Raw genomic sequence first — 19858 nt, 5'->3', positions numbered from 1 at the left:
ATCCAAATTGCTACACTTTTTTACTATTTTGAGCAAAGGTGTCCGATGAACGACGCACGCAGACAGTGGCTGATCAAGACGGGCGCCCTGTGGGCCCTGGGCACGGCCGGGCCGCGCGCGTTCGCGCAGACCACCCGCGCGGCCGCGGCCGGCGGCGCCCGCGTGGTGCTGCTGGGCCAGTCGGTGCCGCTGACCGGCACGGCCGGCGAGATCGGCCTGGCCTTCGCGGCCGGCAGCCGGCTCGCGGTGAGCGACTTCAACGAACGCAATGCCGCCAGCGGCCTGCAGCTCAAGCTGCTGCAGCTCGACGATGGCTACGACGCGAGCCGCGCGGCGGCCAACGCCCGCACCCTGCTGTCGCGCGACAAGGCCGACATGCTGTTCGGCTTCGTCGGCACCGCCAGCAGCAATGCCGGCGCCGAGGTCGCCACCCAGCAGGGCAGCCTGCTGTTCGCGCCCTTCGCGGCCTCGGACACCTTGCGCGGCCCCGCGCATCCCAACGTGTTCCATGTGCGCCCCGGCATGATCGACGAGGCACTGAAGATCGTGCGCCAGTGCGCCACCGTGGGGCAGACCCGCATCGCATTGGTCGGCGACGACGACGCGATGGGCCATGCCGGCCTCGCGGCGGTGCAGCAGGCCGTGAGCGAACTCAAGCTGCCGCCGCTGGTCGCCACCGCTCTGGTGCCCGCGGGCGGCGGCAAGCCGCTCGAGGATGCGCTCAAGGCGGTGCAGAAGCCCTCGCCCCAGGCCATCGTGCTGGTGTCGCTCTCGGGCACCACGGCCAATGCCATCCGCGCGCTGCGCAAGAGCGGCTACACCGGCAGCTTCATGGCCTTCTCGATCGTGGGCATCGACCCGCTCTACGCCGAGCTCGGCAAGGACATCGGCGGCATCGTGATCTCGCAGGTCGTGCCCTCGCCGCGGCCCTCGGCGATCCCGATCGTCAAGGAGTACCGCGCCGCGGTCGACAACTCCGACCAGGCGCCTTCGTACGAGGGCCTCGAGGGCTTCATCGCCGCCAAGACCGTGGGCGAGGCGGTGCGCCGCGCGGGCCGCGGCTTCACGCCGCAGAGCCTGCAGCGCGTGATGAGCGCGATGACCGACTACGACGTCGGCGGCTTCCGCATCAACCTGCGCCCCGGCCTGCGCGACAACGTGCGCAGCATCGACCTGATCAGCATCTCGGCCGACGGTCGCGTTCTGCGCTGAGGCTTCAGGCCAGGTTCGGGTGGTAGCCCACGGGCGAATAGATCACCACCAGCGCCGTGGCCGGCCCCGCGAGCGCATGCCCGCGGTGCGGGATGCGCGCGTCGAAATGCAGCGTGTCGCCGGGCTCGAGGATGAACTTGTCGACCCCGACCTGCCACTCCACGCGGCCCGTGAGCACGTGCATCATCTCCTCGCCCTCGTGCTCGAAGAACACGAACTTGTCGACCTTGTCGGGGAAGGTGAACAGGAAGGGCTGCAGCGCGCGGTCGGTGGTGGCGTCGGTCAGCGCGAAGTAGTCGTAGCCGAAGGCGCTGCCGCCCATCACGGTCGGGCGCTTGTCGGCATGCCGCACCAGGCTCACGCCGCGCCAGCTCTGCTGCGCATGCGTGTTGTCGGTGAGAAGGCTCGCGGCCTCGATGCCCAGCACGCTCGCGATGCGCGCCAGCGAGCCGATCGGCGGCACCTTCTGGCCGCTCTCGATGCGCGAGAGATAGGCCTTGCCGAAGCCGGCCTGCTCGGCCAGCGCCGCGAGCGTGAGGCCCGCCTCGAGGCGCCGCTGCTTGAGGCGCACGCCGAGGTCCACATGGGCCGGCACCTCGGCGGGGGCCGCTGCAACGGCAGCAGCGGCGGGGGCCGCCGCGCGCTTGGGCGCGCGAACGGTTTTCTTTGAAGCAACCATGCTCCGAATTTAACGGAACCGGTTTACCCGCCGGCACACCCGGTTGCCCGGATGGCCGGCACCGCGCGGGAAGAACTCAGTTCTTGTCGGCTTCGAAACCCGCTGCGTTGAAGAACACATTGGGCTTGCGATAGATCGCGAGGATGGTGCAGCCCTCGTCCGAGCGCGTCTCGTGCAGCGAGCCCGGCTGGCGCCAGACGAACTGGCCCGCGCGGCAGATGCCGTCGTGGTCCGAGAACGAACCCTCGAGCACCCAGCTCTGCTCGATCTCGGGATGCTTGTGGAACGGCAGCACCGCGCCGGGTTCCCACTTGAGCAGCACCGTCATCTCGCCCGATGCGTCGTTGCGGTAGAGCACCTTCATCTGGATCTTCGGAAACTGCGAGGGCCGCCATTCGAGCGTGGCGGGATCGACGTAGACGGAACCACCGAGGGTGGGTTGCAGTTTGCCGGAGAGGCGTTCCTTGAAGACGGCGGACATGGTGTTTGACTCCTGTGGATGAATGGATGGGTGGGGGACGGGGGACATCGCCGCAGCGGGTGGATTCGATTCTAGATCGAAGTTTCCCATTGGACAACTTTTTGAAATCGAAAGCGCTCAGGCCGCGAAGCGCAACAGGTTGGCCTCGCGCGCGGCGCCGTACTCCATGATCCGGGCCACCTCGGCCGCGGGTGCGGGGCCGAAGCGTTTCTCGATCAGGTACAGCACGGCGTCGATGCACAGCGTGACGCCACCGCCGGTGACCACGCGGCCGTTGTCGACCACGAGCGCGGGCTCGGTGCGGATCGCCGGATAGCGTTGCCGCAGCTCATCGAGCGGCGAGGTCTCGGGCGGCACCACCTCGAACTTGGTGGTCGCGCGCAGGCCGTCGAGCACGCCGGCCTCGGCCAGGATCATCGCGCCGGTGCAGACCGAGCAGACCAGCGCTTCGGGCGCCACGCGGCGCACGAATTCGAGCACGCGCGCGTCCTGCGAAGCAGCGCGCCAGCCGGGCCCGCCGGGCACCAGCAGCACGTCGACCTCGCGCACCTCCTCAAAGCTCCTGTTCGGCAGCACTTGCAGCCCGTTGGCGAGCGTGACCGGCGCGCGGTCGAAGGACACGGTCTGGTAGCCGAGCTCGGGGATCACGCGCCGCGCCATCGAGACCACGCCGATGGCGGCGAGGTCGACGGGCTCGATGCCCTCGTAGAGCAGGAAGGTCATGTGCATTCGCGGGTCTTTCGTTCTGGATGAAAAGGCGTTGGGGTTCATGGTTCGAGGATCAGGCGCTCGCGCTTGGCCGTGTCGAAGGCATGCGCGTCGGCATCGGCCAGCGGTTGGGTGTCGACCGCCACCGGCCACTGCGCCGCGAGCCGCGCATTGAGCGCGATCCAGTCGCGCTGGTCGGGCGCGAGGTCGGCCGCGGGATGGATCGCCTGCACCGGGCACACCATCTCGCACAGGCCGCAGTTGGCGCAGGCGCGCGGGTCGATGACCACGAAGTTCGGTCCTTCGTGGAAGGCGTTCTGCGGGCACACCGACACGCACTCGCCATAGCGGCACGCGATGCAGGCTTCGGTGACGACGAAGGTCATGCGGCCGCGCTCAGAAGTTGCGCACCGAGTCGTCGCGCGTCTCGTGCGCGAAGAAGGCCGCCACCAGGGTCACGCAGGCCAGGCCGATCAGCATGATCGACACGCCCGCGGTGCCGCCGAGCTTGCCCACCAGCAGGGTGGCGAGGATCGGCGCCAGCCCGCCGCCGAGCGCGGCCGACACCTGGAAGCCGAACGAGGCGCCGGTGTAGCGCACGCGTGCGCCGAACAACTCGGGAAAGTAGGTGGCCTGCGGGCCGAACATCAGGCCGTGGCCGAAGCTCAGCGCCACCGCGGTCGCGGCGATGATGATCCACGGATCGCGCGTGTCGACCAGCCAGAACAGCGGGAACGCGAAGACGATGGTGAAGAGCGTGCCCGCGAAGTAGAACGGGCGGCGGCCGATGATGTCCGACAGCCAGCCGAACAGCGGAATCGTCACCACCTCGATCGCCGCCGCGACCATGATCGCGTTGAGCAGCATCTCCTTGGGCAGGCCGAGGTTCTTGGTCGCGTAGACCACCATGAACACCGTGAGCATGTAGACCCACGAGACCTCGCAGATCTTCAGGCCCACCGCGATCAGGAAGTTTTTCGGGTCGCGGAACACGGCCTCGGCGAAGGGGTTGCGCGCGATCTCCTTCTTGGCCTTCATCTCGAGGAACACCGGCGACTCCGACACCCGCGTGCGGATGAAGGCACCGAGCGCCACCAGCACCACGCTCAGCAGGAAGGGCACGCGCCAGCCCCAGGCCATGAAGTCCTCCTCGGGCAAGGTCGACACCATCGAGTAGACGCCGGCCGACAGGATCAGGCCGATCGGGAAACCGACCTGCACCAGGCTGCCGCAGAGCCCGCGCCGGCGCTTCGGCGCATGCTCGAGCACCATCAGCGCCGCCCCGCCCCACTCGCCGCCCAGGCCGATGCCCTGCACGATGCGCAGCACGATCAAGAGGATCGGCGCCCAGACGCCGATCTGCTGGTAGGTCGGCAGCAGGCCGATGGCGAAGGTGCCGAGCCCCATGATCGCGAGCGTCAGCAGCAGCATCGACTTGCGGCCCAGCCGGTCGCCGAAGTAGCCGAACACCGCGCCGCCGAAAGGCCGCGCGAAGAAGCCCACGGCCGCGCTGCCCAGGGCGGCCAGCGTGCCCATCAGCGGGTCGTCGGCGGGAAAGAAGATCTTGTTGAAGACCAGCGCGGCGGCGGTGCCGTAGATCAGGAAGTCGTACCACTCGATGATGGTTCCGACCGAGCTGGCGAACACGACACGGCTGACTTCGGAGCTGTCGGTCTCGGCCGACCGTCCCTCCTGGGCCAGCGCGGGATTGGCGGGGTGATTCATGGTGGTGGCTCTCCGATGCGAGGTTGATGGCTCTGCTGACGTGGACCGCCCGCCTCGAGGGCGGCGGCGGCGTGGGTTGCCCGTTTTCGTGCACGGGCGGTGAAGCTGCGCGAAGATTAGTTTTGTTTCCCAATGGGAAACATATCGCTTTCCCTGAGAAGCTAAATCCACCGCTTCAGGGGTAAATCCCGTTTCAGGAGTTGCCCAAATTTGGTGAATAAGTTTCCCATCGGGCGACTTCTTCGCAAGAGCCATGCCACCGGACAGGCGTGCGCAGGCCGCCGCCCGCGGGCGGAATGCATCGGTTCAGGAAGGTCGGGGCGAAGCCGCGCGGCGGCTCAGGCCGTGCTGTCGAGCAGCAGTTCCGCGAAGCGCTGCTGCACGTAGCGCGCGGTGGCGCCCAGCGGCCGCCCCTGCAGCCACAGCATGCGCACCGACAGCCGCGGCAGCGCCAGCGCGGGGCACGGCAGTTCCTTGAGGGCCTGGCGGTAGCCCTCGTAGTGCGCGATGTTGACGGGCAGCACGGCCCATCCGAGCTTGTCGGCCACCATCTCGGCCGTGCTGTAGAAGCTGTCGGAGCGCCAGACGCGCGGGCTGTAGGCCACCTCGTGCACATCGTCCGCATGCATCAGCAGTTGCCGGTGCCCGACCAGGTCCTTGCGCCGCACGGTGCGGCCATCGGCCAGCGGATGGTCGACCGCCACGAACACGCCCTGCGGCACGCTGCCGATGCGGCGCAGCTCGAAGCAGGCGCGCGCCGGGCCGCGGTCGAAATGGAAGGCCACGCTCGCGCGCTCCTGCTCCACGTAGTCGGCCACCTCGGTGGCGGTGCCGTTGAGCAGCGTGAGCTCGAGGCTCGGGTACTTCACCGAGATCTCGCGCAACAGCGTGGCGATGGCGGTGTACGGCAGCGCCTCGTCGAAGGCCATCGAGAGCGCGGCCTCGCTGCCGTCGTGCAGCGAACGCGCGCGCTGGTCGAGCTGCTCGGCCTGGCGCAGCAGCTCGCGCGCCTCGAGCAGCAGCACCTGCCCCGCCTCGGACAGCTGCGCATTGCGTCGCGAGCGATCGAACAGCGCCACGCCGAGGTCGGCCTCGAGCAGGCCGATGGCGGTGCTCACGGCCGACTGCGCCTTGCCGAGCCGGCGCGCGGCCGCCGAGAACGAGCCGCAGTCGGCGGTGGTGACGAACTGGCGCAGCTGGTCGACGGTCCATTCCATGGCACGGCCTCTTCTATCTATTTATCAGATGGGTTTCATCTTTATTCATCCATTCTATTGAAGCAAGATCGGCGGTCCAGGCGAGGCGACCTCGCCCCGTCCCTGAAAAGAGAAGTCCGTTCGTATGCCGATCTCCCGTCTCGCGATGCCCCGCATCCACACCGCCCCCCTGACCCTGCGCTGGTGCCACGACCCCGCGCAGGAAGCCGCCATCGCCGCGCTGTTCATGCGCCAGCTGAGCCCGCGCTACATCTCGCATTCCGAGCTGCAGGGCGCGCGCGCCGTCGCGCCCGGCGAATGGCGCCGCGACCTGCCCGAAGTGCTGCGCGCCGAACTGCGCGAAACGCTCGTGCTGCCGCCGGCGACGGCCGCTTCGCTGATCGCCACCGCGCATGCCGGCGATGCGCTGGCCGCGATCGCGCTGGTGTCCGTCGACGAGGCCCGGCGCGCCGCGCGCGCCTTCGCCACGCTCGACGACCTCGTGGTCGATGCGCCGTTCCAGTCCGCCGGCGTCGGCGGCCAGCTGTTCGACTGGGTCTGCGCCGAACTGCGGCAGCGCGGCATCGCGCGCCTGTTCCTCGAGAGCGGCATCGGCAACCAGGGCGCGCACCGTTTCTTCGAGGCGCGCGGCTGCATGCCGGTCTCGGTCACGATGCTCAAGGAACTGGAGGCCTGAGCGATGAATACCGTGTTCAAGAAATGGATCACGCTGGTGATCGTCTCGATGGCGCTGCTGCTGATCGTGGTCGACATGACCGTGCTCTACACGGCGCTGCCCACGCTCACGCACGACCTCGCGGCCTCCTCGTCCGAGAAGCTCTGGATCGTCAACGCCTACACGGTGGTGGTGTCGGGCTTCCTGCTCGGCATGGGCGCGCTCGGCGACCGCGTGGGCTACAAGCGCATGTTCCTCGCGGGCCTGATCGTCTTCGGCGCGGCCTCGCTGTGCGCCGCCTATGCCGGCAGCCCCGCGGCGCTGATCGCGGCGCGCGGCCTGCTGGGCGTGGGCGCCTCGATGATGATGCCGGCCACGCTGGCCATCATCCGGCTCGCCTTCGCCGACGAGCGCGAGCGCGCGGTCGCCATCGGCGTCTGGGCCTCGGTCGCCTCGGGCGGCGCCGCGTTCGGCCCGGTGGTCGGCGGCGTGCTGCTCGAGTACTTCTGGTGGGGCTCCGTGTTCCTCATCAACGTGCCCGTGGTCGTGCTCGCGCTGGTGCTCGGCGCCTGGCTGCTGCCGGGGCGGCGCGCGGGCGCCACCGCGCAGCCGAAGCCCTTCGACGTCATCGGCTCGGTGCAGGTGTTCGTGGCGCTGGTCTGCCTGGTGCTCGCGATCAAGGAATTCGCCAAGCCCGTGCCCTCGGGCCTCGCGATGGGTATCAGCGCCACCGCGAGCCTGCTGGCCATGGCGCTGTTCGTGCGGCGCCAGCGGCGCAGCGCGAGCCCGCTGGTCGACTTCCGGCTGTTCCGCGACCCGTATTTCTCGGGCGGCGTGATCGCGGCCATCGTGGCCTCGGTGGCGCTGATCGGCGTCGAGCTGGTGTTCAGCCAGCGGCTGCAGCTGGTGACCGGCCTCTCGCCGCTGCAGGCGGGCCTGGCGATCCTGCCGGTGCCGCTCGCCGCCTTCGTGGCGGGGCCGCTCGCGGGCATGGTGCTGTCGCGCACCGGCTCGCGCCCGCTGATCCTCGGCGGCCTGCTGGCCACCGCGCTCTCGCTGTGCGGGCTGGCGCTGGCCGTCGATGCCACGGGCGTGCTCAAGCTCGCGGTGCTGGTGCTGCTGGGCCTGGGCGTGGGCGCGACCATCACGGCGGCCTCGAACGCGATCATGAACAACGCGCCGGCCGAACACGCGGGCATGGCGGCGTCGATCGAGGAGGTGTCGTACGAACTGGGCGGCGTGCTCGGCATCGCGCTGCTCGGCAGCGTGCTCTCGTCGACCTACACGGCCACGCTGGCCATTCCCGACACTCTGGCGGTGCCGGCCTCGGCGCGCGACGGCATCGACGGCGCGCTGCTCGCGGCCGAGACGCTGCCCACGCAGATCGGCACGCAGCTGGTGGCGCTCGCGCACACGGCCTTCGACCAGGCCTTCTTCGCGGTGATGGCCGTGGCCGTGGCGATCGTCGTCGCGGCGGCCTGTTCGGTGGCGCTGCTGGGCCGGCGCGTTCAGCCGGCACGCACCAGCTGCTGAAGCGCGTCGAGCGACACCAGCTCGATGCGCCCGTAGCCCAGCGCGACCACGCCCTCGCCCGCCAGCGCATTGAGTTCCTTCGACAGCGTCTGGCGCGTCACGCCGAGCATCATCGCCAGTGCCTCCTGCGGCAGCGCCACGCGCTGGCGCGTGTGCTGCGACTGCGTGGCATCGCCGCGCGCCAGCACCAGCAGGCGGTGCGCGACGCGCGCGCGCAGGCTGCGCAGCGTGGCGTCCTCGGCGAGGCCGTAGAGCATGCGCACGCGCGCGGCCAGCATGGCGGCGATCGCGTTGGCGAACACAACGTCGCGCATCAGCAGGCCGAAGGACTGCGGCGAAATCACCAGCAGGTCGAGCGCCTCGAGCGCGGTGGCATCGTGGGTGCGCGGCGAGCCGTCGATCAGCGTGATCTCGCCGAACCAGTTGCCGGGCTCGAGCACCGCGAGGATCGCCTCGCGGCCGTCCTGGCGCAGCGACGATATCTTGATGGTGCCCGCCGCCAGCCCGAAGAAGCCGCCGTCGGCGATCACCGGATCGCCCTGGCGGAACACCATGGCGCCGCGCCGCAGGTGGATCAGCTCGGCCGCGCCCAGCAGGTTCTCGCGCTGCGCGCGCGGCATGCTCATGAACCAGGGGTTGGACTCCATCGCCGCGCGATGGGCGGCGGACAGGCGCGGTTTGGCGGGAGCGGACATGCGGTGCGGCGGTGGCCGGAAAAAGGTGGAGGCCGATGGCGCGAGACAAGTCGGCGACAGGCGCGGGCGGGGTTTACCAGCAGCCTCAATTGTCAAATTCTTGACAGTTGAGCGTCAAGCCCGGGTCTACAGTGCCCTCACCCACGAACGAGAGACCCACCGGAGACGACAACGATGAATGCACGGGCAAGCTTCAAGACCATGCAGGACAGCACGCGCGAGGACTGGCAGCTGATCGGCGGCGAATTCATGCAGTTCACGCGCGGCCTGCCGGAGCGCGTGATCAAGCACCTGCAGATCCTCGAGGGCGACTACGGCGGCTTTCCGGTCGACCGCTACACCCACTCGCTGCAGACCGCCACGCGCGCGCTGCGCGACGGCCGCGACGAGGAGTACGTGGTGTGCGCGCTGCTGCACGACATCGGCGACACGCTCGGCAGCTTCAACCACCCCGACATCGCCGCCGCGATCCTCAAGCCCTTCGTGAGCGAGGCCAACCACTGGATGGTGCAGAACCACGGCATCTTCCAGGGCCACTACTTCTTCCACCACATCGGGCTGGACCGCGACATGCGCGACAACTTCAAGGACCATCCCTACTACGAGCGCACGGCCGAGTTCTGCGCGCTCTACGACAACCCGGCCTTCGACCCGAAGGCCGAGACCCTGCCGATCGCCGAATTCGAACCGCTGCTGCGGCGCGTGATGGCGCAGCCCAAGCAGAGCATCTACAAGTCGGCACTGAAGGAGCCGGCCACGGCCTGAACCCATACCTCCAAAGGACCCACACCATGAACGCCACCACCCAATCCGAAGTCCAGAAGCTCGTCTCCGCCGAGGAATGGCAGCTGCGCGTCGACCTCGCCGCCTGCTACCGCCTGGTGGCGCTGTACGGCTGGAGCGACCTCGTGTTCACCCACATCAGCGCGCGCGTGCCCGGCCCCGAGCACCACTTCCTGATCAATCCCTACGGCCTGATGTTCGACGAGATCACGGCCTCGAGCCTGGTCAAGGTCGACCAGCAGTGCAACAAGATCATCGACTCGCCCTACCCCGTGAACCCGGCCGGCTTCGTGATCCACAGCGCCGTGCATGCGGCGCGCGAGGACATCCAGTGCGTGCTGCACACGCACACCAAGGCCGGCATCGCGGTCAGCGCGCAGAAGAACGGCGTGCTGCCGATCAGCCAGCAGTCGACCTTCGTGCTGGCCTCGCTGGCCTACCACGACTACGAGGGCGTGGCCTTCCGCGACGACGAGAAGCCGAGGCTGCAGGCCGACATGGGCCACGCCAACTTCCTGATGCTGCGCAACCACGGCCTGCTGACCTGCGGCAAGACCATTGCCGACGCGTTCCTTTCGATGTACACCTTCGAGAACACCTGCCAGATCCAGATCGCGGCCCAATCGGGCGGCAGCGAACTCACGCACGTGAACCCGCAGATCATCGAAGGCGTGGGCCAGGCCATGAAGGTGCAAAGCGGCGGCCTCGGCGGCATGTTCGTCTGGCCCTCGCTGATCCGCAAACTCGACCGCATCGACGACAGCTACAAAAACTAAGACGCGTCGACCCCGGTTTCCCAGGCTGCCAGCACCCGCGCGACGGGGGCCGGCAGCCATTTTTTTAGAACGACGAATGAGGAGACAAGACCCATGGACGCCACGCTCATCGTGACCCGCTTCCTGTTCGGCGCGCTCGCGCTCGTGATGTTCGGGCTCGGGCTGTCGCTCTCGCTCGACGACTTCCGGCGCCTGTTCCGGCATCCGAAGGCCGTGACCATCGCGCTGCTGCTGCAGGTCATCGGCCTGCCGCTGGCCTGCTACGCGATCATCGTGGGCTTCGGGCTCTCGCCGGTGTTCGCGATCGGGCTCATGCTGCTCGCGGCCTCGCCCGGCGGCATCTCGGCCAACCTGTTCTCGCACCTGTTCGGCGGCAACGTGGCGATGAACATCTCGCTCACGGCCGTCAACACGCTGCTGTCGATCGTCACGCTGCCGCTGATCGCCAACTGGGCCATCAACCATTTCGCGCAGAGCGGCCAGGTGGTGCCGCTGCAGACGCGCAAGCTGGTCGAGGTGATCGCCATCGTGCTGATCCCGGTGGCCATCGGCATGTTCGTGGCCTCGCGCCGGCCCGGCTTCGCGGCGCGCATGGAGAAGCCGACCAAGATCTTCAGCGGCGTGGTGCTCGCGGTGGTCACGGTGCTGGCGATCGCGAACGAGTGGAAGACCATGGCCGCCACCTTCGCCGAGATCGGCCTGCCGGTGGTGCTGTTCAACGTGCTGAGCCTGCTCGCGGGCTACTACCTGAGCCGCGCCGCGGGCCTCGAGAAGCCGCTGGCCACCGCCATCAGCTACGAGATCGGCATCCACAACTCCACCTTGGCGATCTTCGTCGCGGTCAGCGTGCTCGGCAGCTTCCAGCTCGCGCTGCCGGCCGCGGTGTACTCGGTGGCGATGTACGTCACCGCCCCGCTGTTCGGATGGTTGCTGCTGCGCCGCCGCGCGAGCGAGGTGGCGCCTGCGCGATGATGCGCGCATGGAACTGAGGCAACTGCGCTACTTCGTCAAGGTCTGCGAACTGCGCAGCATGGGCCGCGCGGCGGTCGAGCTCGGCGTGGTCACCTCGGCGCTGAGCCAGCAGATCAGCCGGCTCGAGAGCGAGCTCGCCACCCGCCTGCTGCAGCGCAGTTCCACGGGCGTCACGCCCACCGATGCCGGCCTGGCCTTCCTGCAGCAGGCCCAGCTCACGCTGCGCCATGCCGACGACGCGGTGCGCGCGGCGCAGCAGGCGCGGCTGTCGGGCCATGTCAGCGTGGGCCTCGCGCCCACCACCGCCACCGTGCTCGGCGTGCCGCTGATGCGCGCCATGCAGGAGCGCTATCCCGAGGTGCGGCTGCACATGGTCGAGGCGCTGTCGGGCCATCTCACGACCATGCTGCATGCGCGCCAGCTCGACCTGGCCGTGCTGTTCCAGACCGACACGCCGCGCCGCTGGAGCGTCTCGCCGCTATTGGCCGAGAAGCTCTTCGTGGTCGCCTCGCCCACGCTCGCCAGGCGCCCCATGGGCACCAAGGTGCGGCTCTCGCAGCTGGCCGAGGTGCCGCTGATCCTGCCAAGCGGCAGCCACGGCCTGCGCGCCACCCTGATGGCGGCCTTCCTGCGCGCGCGCGTGCAGCCGAACATCGTGGCCGAGGTCGACGGCCTCGCGCTGCTGATGGACGCGGTGCGCGCCGGCTACGGCGCCACCGTGCAGCCCGGCGCCGCCACCGCGCGCCACGACCGCGACGACCTCGAGCTCACGCAGATCGCCGATGCCCACGTGGGCCGGCGCAACCTGCTCGTGAGCCTGTCGGACGACGAGCTCTCGCCGGCCGCGCTGGCCACGCGCGTGGTGGTGGCCGACACCGCGCGCAGCCTCGTTCGCGACGGCCGCTGGACCGGCGCCAGTCTTCTCGAAAACTGAACACCCGTTGCCTCATCCGGCCTTTCGCGTGAAGGCCGCGCTGCCTAAAGTCTCCTGGATTCCAAGGAGACCCACGAGTGATAGACGTACTGGTTGTCGGCGGCGGCAATGCCGCGCTGTGCGCCGCCCTGATGGCGCGCGAGGCCGGCGCTTCGGTGCTGCTGCTGGAGGCCTCGCCCAAGGCATGGCGCGGCGGCAATTCGCAGCACACCCGCAACCTGCGCTGCATGCACGACGCGCCGCAGGACGTGCTGGTCGATGCCTACCCTGAAGAGGAGTACTGGCAGGACCTGCTGAAGGTGACGGGCGGCCTCACCGACGAGCACCTCGCGCGGCTCGTGATCCGCGCCTCGTCGAGCTGCCGCGACTGGATGCGCAGCCATGGCGTGCACTTCCAGCCGCCGCTGTCGGGCGCACTGCACGTGGCGCGCACCAATGCCTTCTTCATGGGCGGCGGCAAGGCGCTGGTCAATGCCTATTTCCGCAGTGCCGAACGGCTCGGCGTGCAGATCCGCTACGACACGCCCGTGGCCTCGGTCGAGCTCGACGGCGAGCGCTTCGTGGCCGTGCGCACCGAGGCCGGCGAACGCATCGCGGCGAAGAGCTGCGTGCTCGCGGCCGGCGGCTTCGAGTCGAACCGCGAATGGCTGCGCGAGGCCTGGGGCCGGAACGAGCGCGGCGAATGGCCGGCCGACAACTTCCTGATCCGCGGCACGCGCTTCAACCAGGGCGTGCTGCTCAAGCACATGATCGCCGCGGGCGCCGACAGCATCGGCGATCCCTCGCAGGGCCACATGGTCGCCATCGACGCGCGCGCGCCGCTCTACGACGGCGGCATCTGCACGCGCATCGACTGCGTGTCGCTCGGCGTGGTGGTCAACCGCGAAGCACGGCGCTTCTACGACGAGGGCGAGGACTTCTGGCCCAAGCGCTATGCGATCTGGGGCCGGCTCGTGGCACAGCAACCGGGGCAGATCGCATGGTCGATCATCGACCAGAAGGCGGTCGGGCGCTTCATGCCGCCGGTGTTCACCGGCACGCAGGCGAACACGCTCGGCGAACTCGCGCAGAAGATCGGCCTGGACGAAGCCACCTTCGTGCGCACCGTGCAGGACTACAACGCCGCCTGCCGTGTCGGCCGCTTCGACCACACCGCGCTCGACGACTGCCACACCGAGGGCCTCGCACCGGCCAAGACGCACTGGGCGCGCCCGCTCGACACCGCGCCCTTCCACGCCTACCCGGTGCGCCCCGGCATCACCTTCACCTACCTGGGCCTGAAGGTGGACAAGACCGCGGCCGTGCGCTTCGGCGGCCGGCCCAGCCCCAACCTGTTCGTGGCCGGCGAAATGATGGCCGGCAACGTGCTCGGCAAGGGCTACACGGCGGGCGTCGGCATGAGCATCGGCACGGCCTTCGGCCGCATCGCCGGCACGCAGGCAGCGAAGGCCGCCAAGAACATTTCGAAGAATTCCCCGGAGACCGCCCTTGCAGCAGCTCACTGATCTCGTCGCCCGCGCGCGTGCCGATGCGGACGGCATCGGCGCCACCCCGTCGCGCGTGATCCCGATCCAGCCCGCCCTTCCGCTGACCGCCCCCGAGGGCGAGGTCGCGCGCATCCTGCAGATCTGCAACGCCTGCCGCTACTGCGAGGGCTTCTGCGCCGTGTTCCCCGCGATGACGCGGCGCCTCGAGTTCGGCAAGGCCGACACGCACTACCTGGCCAACCTCTGCCACAACTGCGGCGCCTGCCTGCATGCCTGCCAGTACGCGCCGCCGCACGAGTTCGCGGTCAACGTGCCGCAGGCCATGGCCCAGGTGCGCATGCAGACCTACCACGACTACGCCTGGCCCGCCGCGATGGGCTCGCTCTACGAGAAGGCCGGGCTCACGGTCGCGCTGGCCCTGGCCGGCGGCCTCGCGCTGTTCCTCGTGCTCGCGGTCGCGATGAGCGGCTCGCTGCTGCACGAGCCGCTGGCCGGCAACTTCTACGCGATCTTCCCGCACAACTTCCTCGCGCTGCTGTTCGGCGCGGTGTCGCTGTTCGTGCTGCTCGCGCTGGCGCTGGGCGTGCGGCGCTTCTGGCGCGAGGTCTCGCCGGCCAACGACCCCGGCAACGCGCCGGCGATGGCGGGCGTGCGCGGGCCCGCGAGCGCGGAAGCGGCGCACGATGCGCTGCGCCTCAAGTACCTCGGCGGCGGCCATGGCGAGGGCTGCAACAACGAGGACGACCGCTTCACGCTGTGGCGCCGGCGCTTCCACCACTTCACCTTCTACGGCTTCATGCTGTGCTTCGCCTCGACCTGCGTGGCCACGCTCTACCACTACCTGTTCGACCTGCATGCGCCCTATGCGCTGACCAGCCTGCCGGTGCTGCTGGGCACCGCGGGCGGCATCGGCCTGGTGGTCGGCCCGATCGGCCTGCTGTGGCTCAACCTGCGGCGCGACCCGGCCCATGGCGACGTCGCGCAGCGGCCCATGGACCGCGGCTTCATCGCGCTGCTGCTGCTGACCAGCCTCACGGGCTTGGCGCTGCTGGCCTGGCGCGACACGCGATTCATGGCGCTGCTGCTGGCGGTGCACCTGGGCGTGGTGATGGCGCTGTTCCTCACGCTGCCCTACGGCAAGTTCGCGCACGGCATCTTCCGCTGCGCGGCGCTTCTGAAGTTCGCGATCGAGAAGCGCCTGCCCAGCCGCCTGCAGCTTGGCGCCGACTGAACCCACACCCGATATCGAAGAAAGGACCTCCGCGATGACCAACCCTGGCGTGCTCCAGATCCCCTCCATGAAGGACCAGTGCTCTCCCGCCGAATGGCAGGCGCGCATCGACCTCGCCGCCTGCTACCGGCTGGTCGACCTCTACGGCATGTCCGACATGATGGCCAACCACATCTCCTCGCACGTGCCCGGCGAGAAGGGCGCCTTCCTCATCAACCCCTACGGGATGATGTACGAGGAGATCACCGCCTCGAGCCTGATCAAGGTCGACCAGGACGGCAACATCCTGTCCTCGCCCGACTTCGGCGAGCTGAACTACGGCATCAACAAGGCCGGCTACGTGATCCACAGCGCGGTGCATGCCGCGCGGCCCGACGTGGCCTGCGTGATCCACACCCACAGCTGGGCCTCGATGGCCGTGTCCTCGCTCGAATGCGGGCTGCTGCCGCTCACGCAGACCGCGATGCGCTTCCTCAAGATCGGCTACCACGACTACCAGGGCGTGGTGCTCAACACCGCCGAGCAGGCCTCGCTGCTCGAGGACCTGGGCGACCGCGAGGCCGTGATCTTCCGCAACCACGGCGCGCTGGTGGTGGGCCGCAGCGTGGGCGAGGCCTTCAACTGGATGCACCGGCTCGAGCTGGCCTGTCGCGCGCAGATCGGCGCGATGTCGTGCAACACGCCGCTCAAGGCCGTGCCGCAGAGCGTGCTCGAGGAGACCTGGAACAACTACCAGCCCGGCACGCGCCGCCCCTACGGGCTCATGGAATGGCCGGCGCTGCTGCGCAAGCTCGACCGCATGGATCCGGGCTTCCGCGACTGAAGCCCCCGCCTCCCCCGAAGAACCAAGACGACACCCGATGAAAAGAAGACTGTTCCCCGCCGTGCTGGCCATGCTCGCGGCAGCCATCGCCCTGCCCGCCTTCGCGCAGAAATTCCCGCAGAAGCCCGTCACGCTGGTCGTGCCCTTCGCGCCCGGCGGCAACCTCGACGTGGTCGCGCGCACGCTCGCGCCCGCGCTCGGCCAGATCCTGGGCCAGTCGGTGATCGTGGACAACCGTGCCGGTGCCGGCGGCGCCATCGGCGCCTCCTACGTGGCACGCGCGCAGCCCGACGGCTACACGCTGCTGGTCAGCACGCCCAACGCGCTGGTGGTGCTGCCGCTGATGACGAAGACCACCTACGCGCTCGACAACTTCGCGCCCATCGGCCTCGCCGCCACCACGCCGCTGGTGATCGCGGTGCGCGGCCAGGGTCCGTACAAGGACATCGAGGGCCTGCTCACCGCCGCGCGCGGCAAGCCCGGCCAGGTCACGGCCGGCCATGCGGGCCCGGGCACCACCAACCACATCGCGCTGTTGCAGCTCGAGCAGGCCGGCAAGCTGAGCCTCAACACGGTTCCCTACAAGGGCTCGGCCCCGGCGCTCACCGACCTGCTGGGCGGCCAGATCGACCTGGTGGTGGACCAGCTCACGAGCTCGGCCGCCCACATCCAGTCGGGCATGCTGCGCGCGGTGGCCGTGATGTCGAAGGAACGCGACCCCGCGTTGCCGAACGTGCCGACCCTGCGCGAGGCCGGCCTCAAGGACTTCGACGCCACCACCGCCACCGGCCTGCTCGCGCCGGCCGGCACGCCCGCCGACGTGGTGCAGGCGCTCAATGCCGCGCTGCGCAAGGCGCTGGCCGACGAGAACGTGAAGCGCCGCCTGATCTCCGTCGGCAGCCCCGGCCAGGCCTCCTCGCCCGACGAGTGGCTCGCCACGCTGAAGAAGGAAGACGCAGGCGCCCGGCTGCTCGCGAAGAGCGGCAAGCTCAAGGTCGACTGAGGAGGCACGCCGCATGACCCGCCCCTGCCTGCCCCCTCACGATGCCTTCGCACCCGTGGCCTTCTCGCTGCCGCCCGGCGCCTGCGACAGCCATGCCCACGTCTTCGGTCCCTACGCACGCTTTCCGCTCGCCGAGGACCGCAGCTACACGCCCGCCGAGTACCCGGGCGCGGCCTTCATCGCGCACCTCGACCGGCTTGGCCTCGCGCGCGGCGTGCTGGTGACCGGCAGCGCGAGCGGCACCGACAACGGCGCGGTGCTCGAAGCCCTGTCGCAGTACCCCGGGCGCCTGCGCGGCATCGCCGTGCCGCGCGCCGACACCGGCGACGCCGAGTTCGACCGCTGGCATGCGGCGGGCATCCGCGGCGTGCGCTTCAACCTGTTCCAGCGCGACGGCCATGCGGTCTATCGCAACGGCGTGGGCATCGAGGTGCTGGAGGCACTCGCGCCGCGCCTCGCGGAGCGCGGCTGGCATGCGCAGATCTGGATCCACGCGCCCGACCTGGTCGAGCTCGCGCCGCGCCTGCTGCGCCTGGGCCTGCCGCTGGTGATCGATCACATGGGCCGCATGGCGGCCGCGCGCGGCATCGAGGACCCGGGCTTTCGCACGCTGTGCCGGCTGCTGGCCGACGGCAAGGCCTGGACCAAGATCTCGGGCGCCGACCGCAACACCGGAATGGGCGCGCCCTACGCCGACATCGATCCCTTCGCCGAAGCGCTGCTGCAGGCCAATGCCGAGCGCGTGGTGTGGGGCAGCGACTGGCCGCACATCAACTACTTCGAGGCGCAGCAGGTGCCCGACGACGGCGCCTTGCTGAACCTGCTGGCGCGCTGGCTGCCCGACGCGGCGCAGCGCCGGCGCGTGCTGGTCGACAACCCGGCCGCGCTGTACGACTTTCCCCCGCCCGTGTAGAGCCCATCCCCACCCAGAGGATCACAAGAATGAAACGAGACAAGCCTTCCCTCCTGCCGCGACGACTGCTGGGCCTGGCCGCGGCCCTGCTGCTGGCCGCCGGCCTCGGCGCCGTGCCGCGCGCGCAGGCGCAGGCCGCCTATCCCGCCAAGCCCGTGCGCGTGGTCGTCGCCTTCACCGCGGGCGGCACCACCGACATCCTCGCGCGCGCCGTCACGCAGCAGCTGTCCGAGAAGCTCGGCCAGCCCTTCGTGATCGACAACAAGCCCGGCGGCGGCGGCAACATCGGCACCGAGTTCGTGGTGCGCGCGCCGGCCGACGGCTACACGCTGATCGTCAACTCGGTGGGCCCGATGGCCGTCAACCAGACGCTCTACAAGAACCTGCCCTACGACCCGCTGCGCGACCTGGTGCCCGTGGTACAGATCGCCGACGTGCCCAACGTGCTGGTGGTGAACCCCGAGGTGCCCGCGAAGACGCTCGAGGAATTCATCGCCTATGCCAAGGCCAACCCGAACAAGCTCAACTATGGCTCGACCGGCATCGGCACCTCCTCGCACCTGTCGAGCTACATGCTCGGCAAGCGCATCGGCGCCGACACGCTGCACGTGCCCTACAAGGGCGCCAATGCGCTCACCGACCTGCTCGCGGGACGCATCCAGTTCATGTTCGCGACCATTCCCTCGGTGATCCCGCACATCCGCGCGGGCAAGCTGCGCGCCATCGCGGTCAGCAGCCTCAAGCGCTCGCGCTCGCTGCCCGACGTGCCGACCGTGGCCGAGAAGGGCTTCGGCGATTTCTCGGCCGGCTCCTGGTTCGGCTTCTTCGCGCCCAAGGGCACGCCCGCGCCGGTGATCGCGCTGCTCAACAAATCGGTCAACGACGCGCTGCCCTCGCTAGAAGCGCAGATGATCCGCGAGGGCGCCGACCCGGTGGGCGGCACGCCCGAGCAGTTCGGCAGGTTCACGCGGCAGGAGTACGAGAAATGGAAGAGCATCGTTCGCGAGTCGGGCGCGACGGCCGAATGAGCGGGCCACTGCGCATCCTGATGACCGAGGCCGCCGCGCTTCAGGCCGGCACCGGCTTGGCCGAAGCACTGGCCGGCCGCGCGCACGTGGTGGTGGCCGAAGGCGCCGATGCCGACGTGGCCTTCGTCTCGCGCGATGTCACGGGCCTGTCGACCAAGCACGAGCTGCTGCCGCACACCCGGCGCTTCCACGATGCGCTGCGTCATGCGCCCTCGCTGCGCTGGGTGCATGCCCATTCCTCGGGCGCCGACCGGCCCGTGTACGGCGAGCTGCGCGCGCGCGGCGTCGAGGTCACGACCTCCTCGGGCGCCAATGCGGGCGTGGTGGTGCAGACCGCGCTGGCCGGCGTGCTGATGCTCGCACGGCGCTTTCCGCAACTGCTCGCGGCGCAGCGCGACAAGACCTGGGCGCCGCTCGTGGGCAGCGGGCTGCCGCGCGACCTCGCGGGCCAGACCGCGGTGATCGTGGGCTGGGGGCCGATCGGGCAGGGCCTGGGCGCGCTGCTGTCGGCGCTCGGGCTGCGCGTGGTCTCGGTGCGCAGCAGTGCCGATGCGCCGCTGGCACCCGCCGTCGAGAGCGTGCGCTTCGAGGACATCGGCCAGGTGCTGCCGCGTGCCGACTGGCTGCTGCTCGCCTGTCCGCTGACCGAACGCACGCGCGGGCTCGTCGATGCCGCCGCGCTCGCGCTGCTGCCACCGGGCGCGCGGCTCGTGAATGTCGCGCGCGGCGAGGTGGTCGACGAAGCCGCGCTGATCGAGGCGCTGCGCGGCGGCGCGCTCGCGGGCGCCTACCTCGACGTGTTCGCGCACGAGCCGCTGCCCGCCGACTCGCCGCTGTGGTCGCTGCCGAACGTCATCGTCACGCCCCACACGGCCGGCCATTCGGACGGCAACGAGGCGCGCGTGGCCGCCCTCTTCCTCGACAACCTGCGGCGCTGGAACGCCGGCCTGCCGCTGCGCAACCGCGTGGCCTGACCACCCTCTTCACAACAACACCAAGACCC

Annotated in this window: 21 protein-coding genes; 14 read left to right on the top strand and 7 right to left on the bottom strand. The window is 69.7% G+C overall.

Features of this window, described 5'->3' with window-relative positions; all coding sequences use genetic code 11:
* Positions 1-45: 45 nt before the first annotated feature.
* Positions 46-1212, top strand: a complete 1167-nt coding sequence (locus tag AC07PU_RS12235; protein ID WP_495317761.1) for an ABC transporter substrate-binding protein — start codon at positions 46-48, stop codon at positions 1210-1212.
* Between the two features lie 4 nt (positions 1213-1216).
* On the opposite strand, the gene AC07PU_RS12230 is transcribed toward AC07PU_RS12235, so the two are convergent.
* The 6 genes from AC07PU_RS12230 to AC07PU_RS12205 form a co-directional block, all read right to left on the bottom strand.
* Positions 1217-1891 carry a helix-turn-helix domain-containing protein gene (locus tag AC07PU_RS12230; RefSeq protein WP_093344376.1) on the bottom strand — a complete coding sequence of 225 codons (675 nt, stop codon included), beginning with the start codon at positions 1889-1891 and terminating at the stop codon, positions 1217-1219.
* 76 nt (positions 1892-1967) lie between these two features.
* The gene (locus AC07PU_RS12225) at positions 1968-2372 is read right to left on the bottom strand and encodes a cupin domain-containing protein (RefSeq protein WP_490876934.1); all 405 of its coding nucleotides are present in this window, start codon (positions 2370-2372) and stop codon (positions 1968-1970) included.
* A gap of 117 nt (positions 2373-2489) precedes the next feature.
* Positions 2490-3101: a DJ-1/PfpI family protein gene (locus AC07PU_RS12220; RefSeq protein ID WP_495317758.1), complete on the bottom strand. Its 612-nt coding sequence runs from the start codon at positions 3099-3101 to the stop codon at positions 2490-2492.
* A gap of 38 nt (positions 3102-3139) precedes the next feature.
* Positions 3140-3466 carry a ferredoxin family protein gene (locus AC07PU_RS12215; RefSeq protein ID WP_495317756.1) on the bottom strand — a complete coding sequence of 109 codons (327 nt, stop codon included), beginning with the start codon at positions 3464-3466 and terminating at the stop codon, positions 3140-3142.
* A 10-nt stretch (positions 3467-3476) separates the two neighbouring features.
* Positions 3477-4805, bottom strand: coding sequence for an MFS transporter (locus AC07PU_RS12210; protein WP_093344384.1), 1329 nt, complete (start codon positions 4803-4805; stop codon positions 3477-3479).
* A gap of 338 nt (positions 4806-5143) precedes the next feature.
* Positions 5144-6022 (bottom strand): LysR family transcriptional regulator, encoded by an 879-nt coding sequence (locus AC07PU_RS12205; RefSeq protein WP_093344386.1) that lies wholly within the window; start codon positions 6020-6022, stop codon positions 5144-5146.
* Between the two features lie 124 nt (positions 6023-6146).
* On the opposite strand from AC07PU_RS12205, the gene AC07PU_RS12200 reads away from it, so the two are divergent.
* On the top strand, positions 6147-6698 hold the full coding sequence (locus tag AC07PU_RS12200; RefSeq protein ID WP_495317753.1) for a GNAT family N-acetyltransferase: 552 nt from the start codon (positions 6147-6149) through the stop codon (positions 6696-6698).
* Between the two features lie 3 nt (positions 6699-6701).
* Positions 6702-8210, top strand: a complete 1509-nt coding sequence (locus AC07PU_RS12195; RefSeq protein ID WP_495317751.1) for an MFS transporter — start codon at positions 6702-6704, stop codon at positions 8208-8210.
* Here the strand turns inward: AC07PU_RS12195 and AC07PU_RS12190 are convergent.
* Positions 8186-8905, bottom strand: coding sequence for a Crp/Fnr family transcriptional regulator (locus AC07PU_RS12190; protein ID WP_495317749.1), 720 nt, complete (start codon positions 8903-8905; stop codon positions 8186-8188). The genes AC07PU_RS12195 and AC07PU_RS12190 overlap by 25 nt on opposite strands.
* 174 nt (positions 8906-9079) lie before the next feature.
* Here AC07PU_RS12190 and AC07PU_RS12185 point away from each other — a divergent pair, with 174 nt between their 5' ends.
* The 11 genes from AC07PU_RS12185 (at position 9080) to AC07PU_RS12135 (ending at position 19829) form a co-directional block, all read left to right on the top strand.
* Entirely contained in the window at positions 9080-9670 is a 591-nt protein-coding gene (locus tag AC07PU_RS12185; protein WP_495317747.1) for an HD domain-containing protein, read from the top strand.
* A 26-nt stretch (positions 9671-9696) separates the two neighbouring features.
* The gene (locus tag AC07PU_RS12180) at positions 9697-10464 is read left to right on the top strand and encodes a class II aldolase/adducin family protein (protein ID WP_093344395.1); all 768 of its coding nucleotides are present in this window, start codon (positions 9697-9699) and stop codon (positions 10462-10464) included.
* A gap of 93 nt (positions 10465-10557) precedes the next feature.
* Entirely contained in the window at positions 10558-11436 is an 879-nt protein-coding gene (locus AC07PU_RS12175; RefSeq protein WP_296785197.1) for a bile acid:sodium symporter family protein, read from the top strand.
* A 7-nt stretch (positions 11437-11443) separates the two neighbouring features.
* On the top strand, positions 11444-12370 hold the full coding sequence (locus AC07PU_RS12170; protein ID WP_057597474.1) for a LysR family transcriptional regulator: 927 nt from the start codon (positions 11444-11446) through the stop codon (positions 12368-12370).
* A 77-nt stretch (positions 12371-12447) separates the two neighbouring features.
* A complete protein-coding gene (tcuA, locus tag AC07PU_RS12165) occupies positions 12448-13875 on the top strand; it encodes an FAD-dependent tricarballylate dehydrogenase TcuA (protein WP_495317744.1) in 1428 nt (475 codons plus the stop codon).
* Complete coding sequence (tcuB, locus tag AC07PU_RS12160) at positions 13859-15088, top strand: tricarballylate utilization 4Fe-4S protein TcuB (RefSeq protein WP_281078644.1); 1230 nt, start codon at positions 13859-13861, stop codon at positions 15086-15088. The genes tcuA and tcuB overlap by 17 nt, the downstream gene beginning before the upstream one ends.
* 34 nt (positions 15089-15122) lie before the next feature.
* Positions 15123-15911, top strand: coding sequence for a class II aldolase/adducin family protein (locus AC07PU_RS12155; protein ID WP_208512833.1), 789 nt, complete (start codon positions 15123-15125; stop codon positions 15909-15911).
* Positions 15912-15948: 37 nt separating this feature from the next.
* Positions 15949-16914 (top strand): tripartite tricarboxylate transporter substrate binding protein, encoded by a 966-nt coding sequence (locus AC07PU_RS12150; RefSeq protein WP_495317741.1) that lies wholly within the window; start codon positions 15949-15951, stop codon positions 16912-16914.
* Positions 16915-16927: 13 nt separating this feature from the next.
* A complete protein-coding gene (locus tag AC07PU_RS12145; RefSeq protein WP_495317739.1) occupies positions 16928-17827 on the top strand; it encodes an amidohydrolase family protein in 900 nt (299 codons plus the stop codon).
* A gap of 29 nt (positions 17828-17856) precedes the next feature.
* Positions 17857-18855: a Bug family tripartite tricarboxylate transporter substrate binding protein gene (locus tag AC07PU_RS12140; RefSeq protein WP_093344407.1), complete on the top strand. Its 999-nt coding sequence runs from the start codon at positions 17857-17859 to the stop codon at positions 18853-18855.
* A complete protein-coding gene (locus tag AC07PU_RS12135) occupies positions 18852-19829 on the top strand; it encodes a D-2-hydroxyacid dehydrogenase (RefSeq protein WP_495317736.1) in 978 nt (325 codons plus the stop codon). Before AC07PU_RS12140 ends, AC07PU_RS12135 begins: the two co-directional genes overlap by 4 nt.
* The last annotated feature ends 29 nt before the right edge of the window (positions 19830-19858 follow it).

Source organism: Variovorax sp. GW821-FHT10D07, from assembly GCF_059415325.1.
Note: the sequence above shows the minus strand (reverse complement) of the source record. Positions and strands in the feature narration are given on the sequence as shown.

Coding starts and splice junctions, on each gene's coding strand:
- AC07PU_RS12185 (WP_495317747.1), top strand. CDS start 9,080: ATGAATGCACGGGCAAGCTTCAAGACCATGCAGGACAGCACGCGCGAG.
- AC07PU_RS12145 (WP_495317739.1), top strand. CDS start 16,928: ATGACCCGCCCCTGCCTGCCCCCTCACGATGCCTTCGCACCCGTGGCC.
- AC07PU_RS12175 (WP_296785197.1), top strand. CDS start 10,558: ATGGACGCCACGCTCATCGTGACCCGCTTCCTGTTCGGCGCGCTCGCG.
- AC07PU_RS12215 (WP_495317756.1), bottom strand. CDS start 3,466: ATGACCTTCGTCGTCACCGAAGCCTGCATCGCGTGCCGCTATGGCGAG.
- AC07PU_RS12140 (WP_093344407.1), top strand. CDS start 17,857: ATGAAACGAGACAAGCCTTCCCTCCTGCCGCGACGACTGCTGGGCCTG.
- AC07PU_RS12150 (WP_495317741.1), top strand. CDS start 15,949: ATGAAAAGAAGACTGTTCCCCGCCGTGCTGGCCATGCTCGCGGCAGCC.
- AC07PU_RS12155 (WP_208512833.1), top strand. CDS start 15,123: ATGACCAACCCTGGCGTGCTCCAGATCCCCTCCATGAAGGACCAGTGC.
- AC07PU_RS12220 (WP_495317758.1), bottom strand. CDS start 3,101: ATGCACATGACCTTCCTGCTCTACGAGGGCATCGAGCCCGTCGACCTC.
- AC07PU_RS12135 (WP_495317736.1), top strand. CDS start 18,852: ATGAGCGGGCCACTGCGCATCCTGATGACCGAGGCCGCCGCGCTTCAG.
- AC07PU_RS12230 (WP_093344376.1), bottom strand. CDS start 1,891: ATGGTTGCTTCAAAGAAAACCGTTCGCGCGCCCAAGCGCGCGGCGGCC.
- AC07PU_RS12170 (WP_057597474.1), top strand. CDS start 11,444: ATGGAACTGAGGCAACTGCGCTACTTCGTCAAGGTCTGCGAACTGCGC.
- AC07PU_RS12225 (WP_490876934.1), bottom strand. CDS start 2,372: ATGTCCGCCGTCTTCAAGGAACGCCTCTCCGGCAAACTGCAACCCACC.
- AC07PU_RS12190 (WP_495317749.1), bottom strand. CDS start 8,905: ATGTCCGCTCCCGCCAAACCGCGCCTGTCCGCCGCCCATCGCGCGGCG.
- AC07PU_RS12195 (WP_495317751.1), top strand. CDS start 6,702: ATGAATACCGTGTTCAAGAAATGGATCACGCTGGTGATCGTCTCGATG.
- AC07PU_RS12205 (WP_093344386.1), bottom strand. CDS start 6,022: ATGGAATGGACCGTCGACCAGCTGCGCCAGTTCGTCACCACCGCCGAC.
- AC07PU_RS12180 (WP_093344395.1), top strand. CDS start 9,697: ATGAACGCCACCACCCAATCCGAAGTCCAGAAGCTCGTCTCCGCCGAG.
- AC07PU_RS12235 (WP_495317761.1), top strand. CDS start 46: ATGAACGACGCACGCAGACAGTGGCTGATCAAGACGGGCGCCCTGTGG.
- AC07PU_RS12200 (WP_495317753.1), top strand. CDS start 6,147: ATGCCGATCTCCCGTCTCGCGATGCCCCGCATCCACACCGCCCCCCTG.
- AC07PU_RS12210 (WP_093344384.1), bottom strand. CDS start 4,805: ATGAATCACCCCGCCAATCCCGCGCTGGCCCAGGAGGGACGGTCGGCC.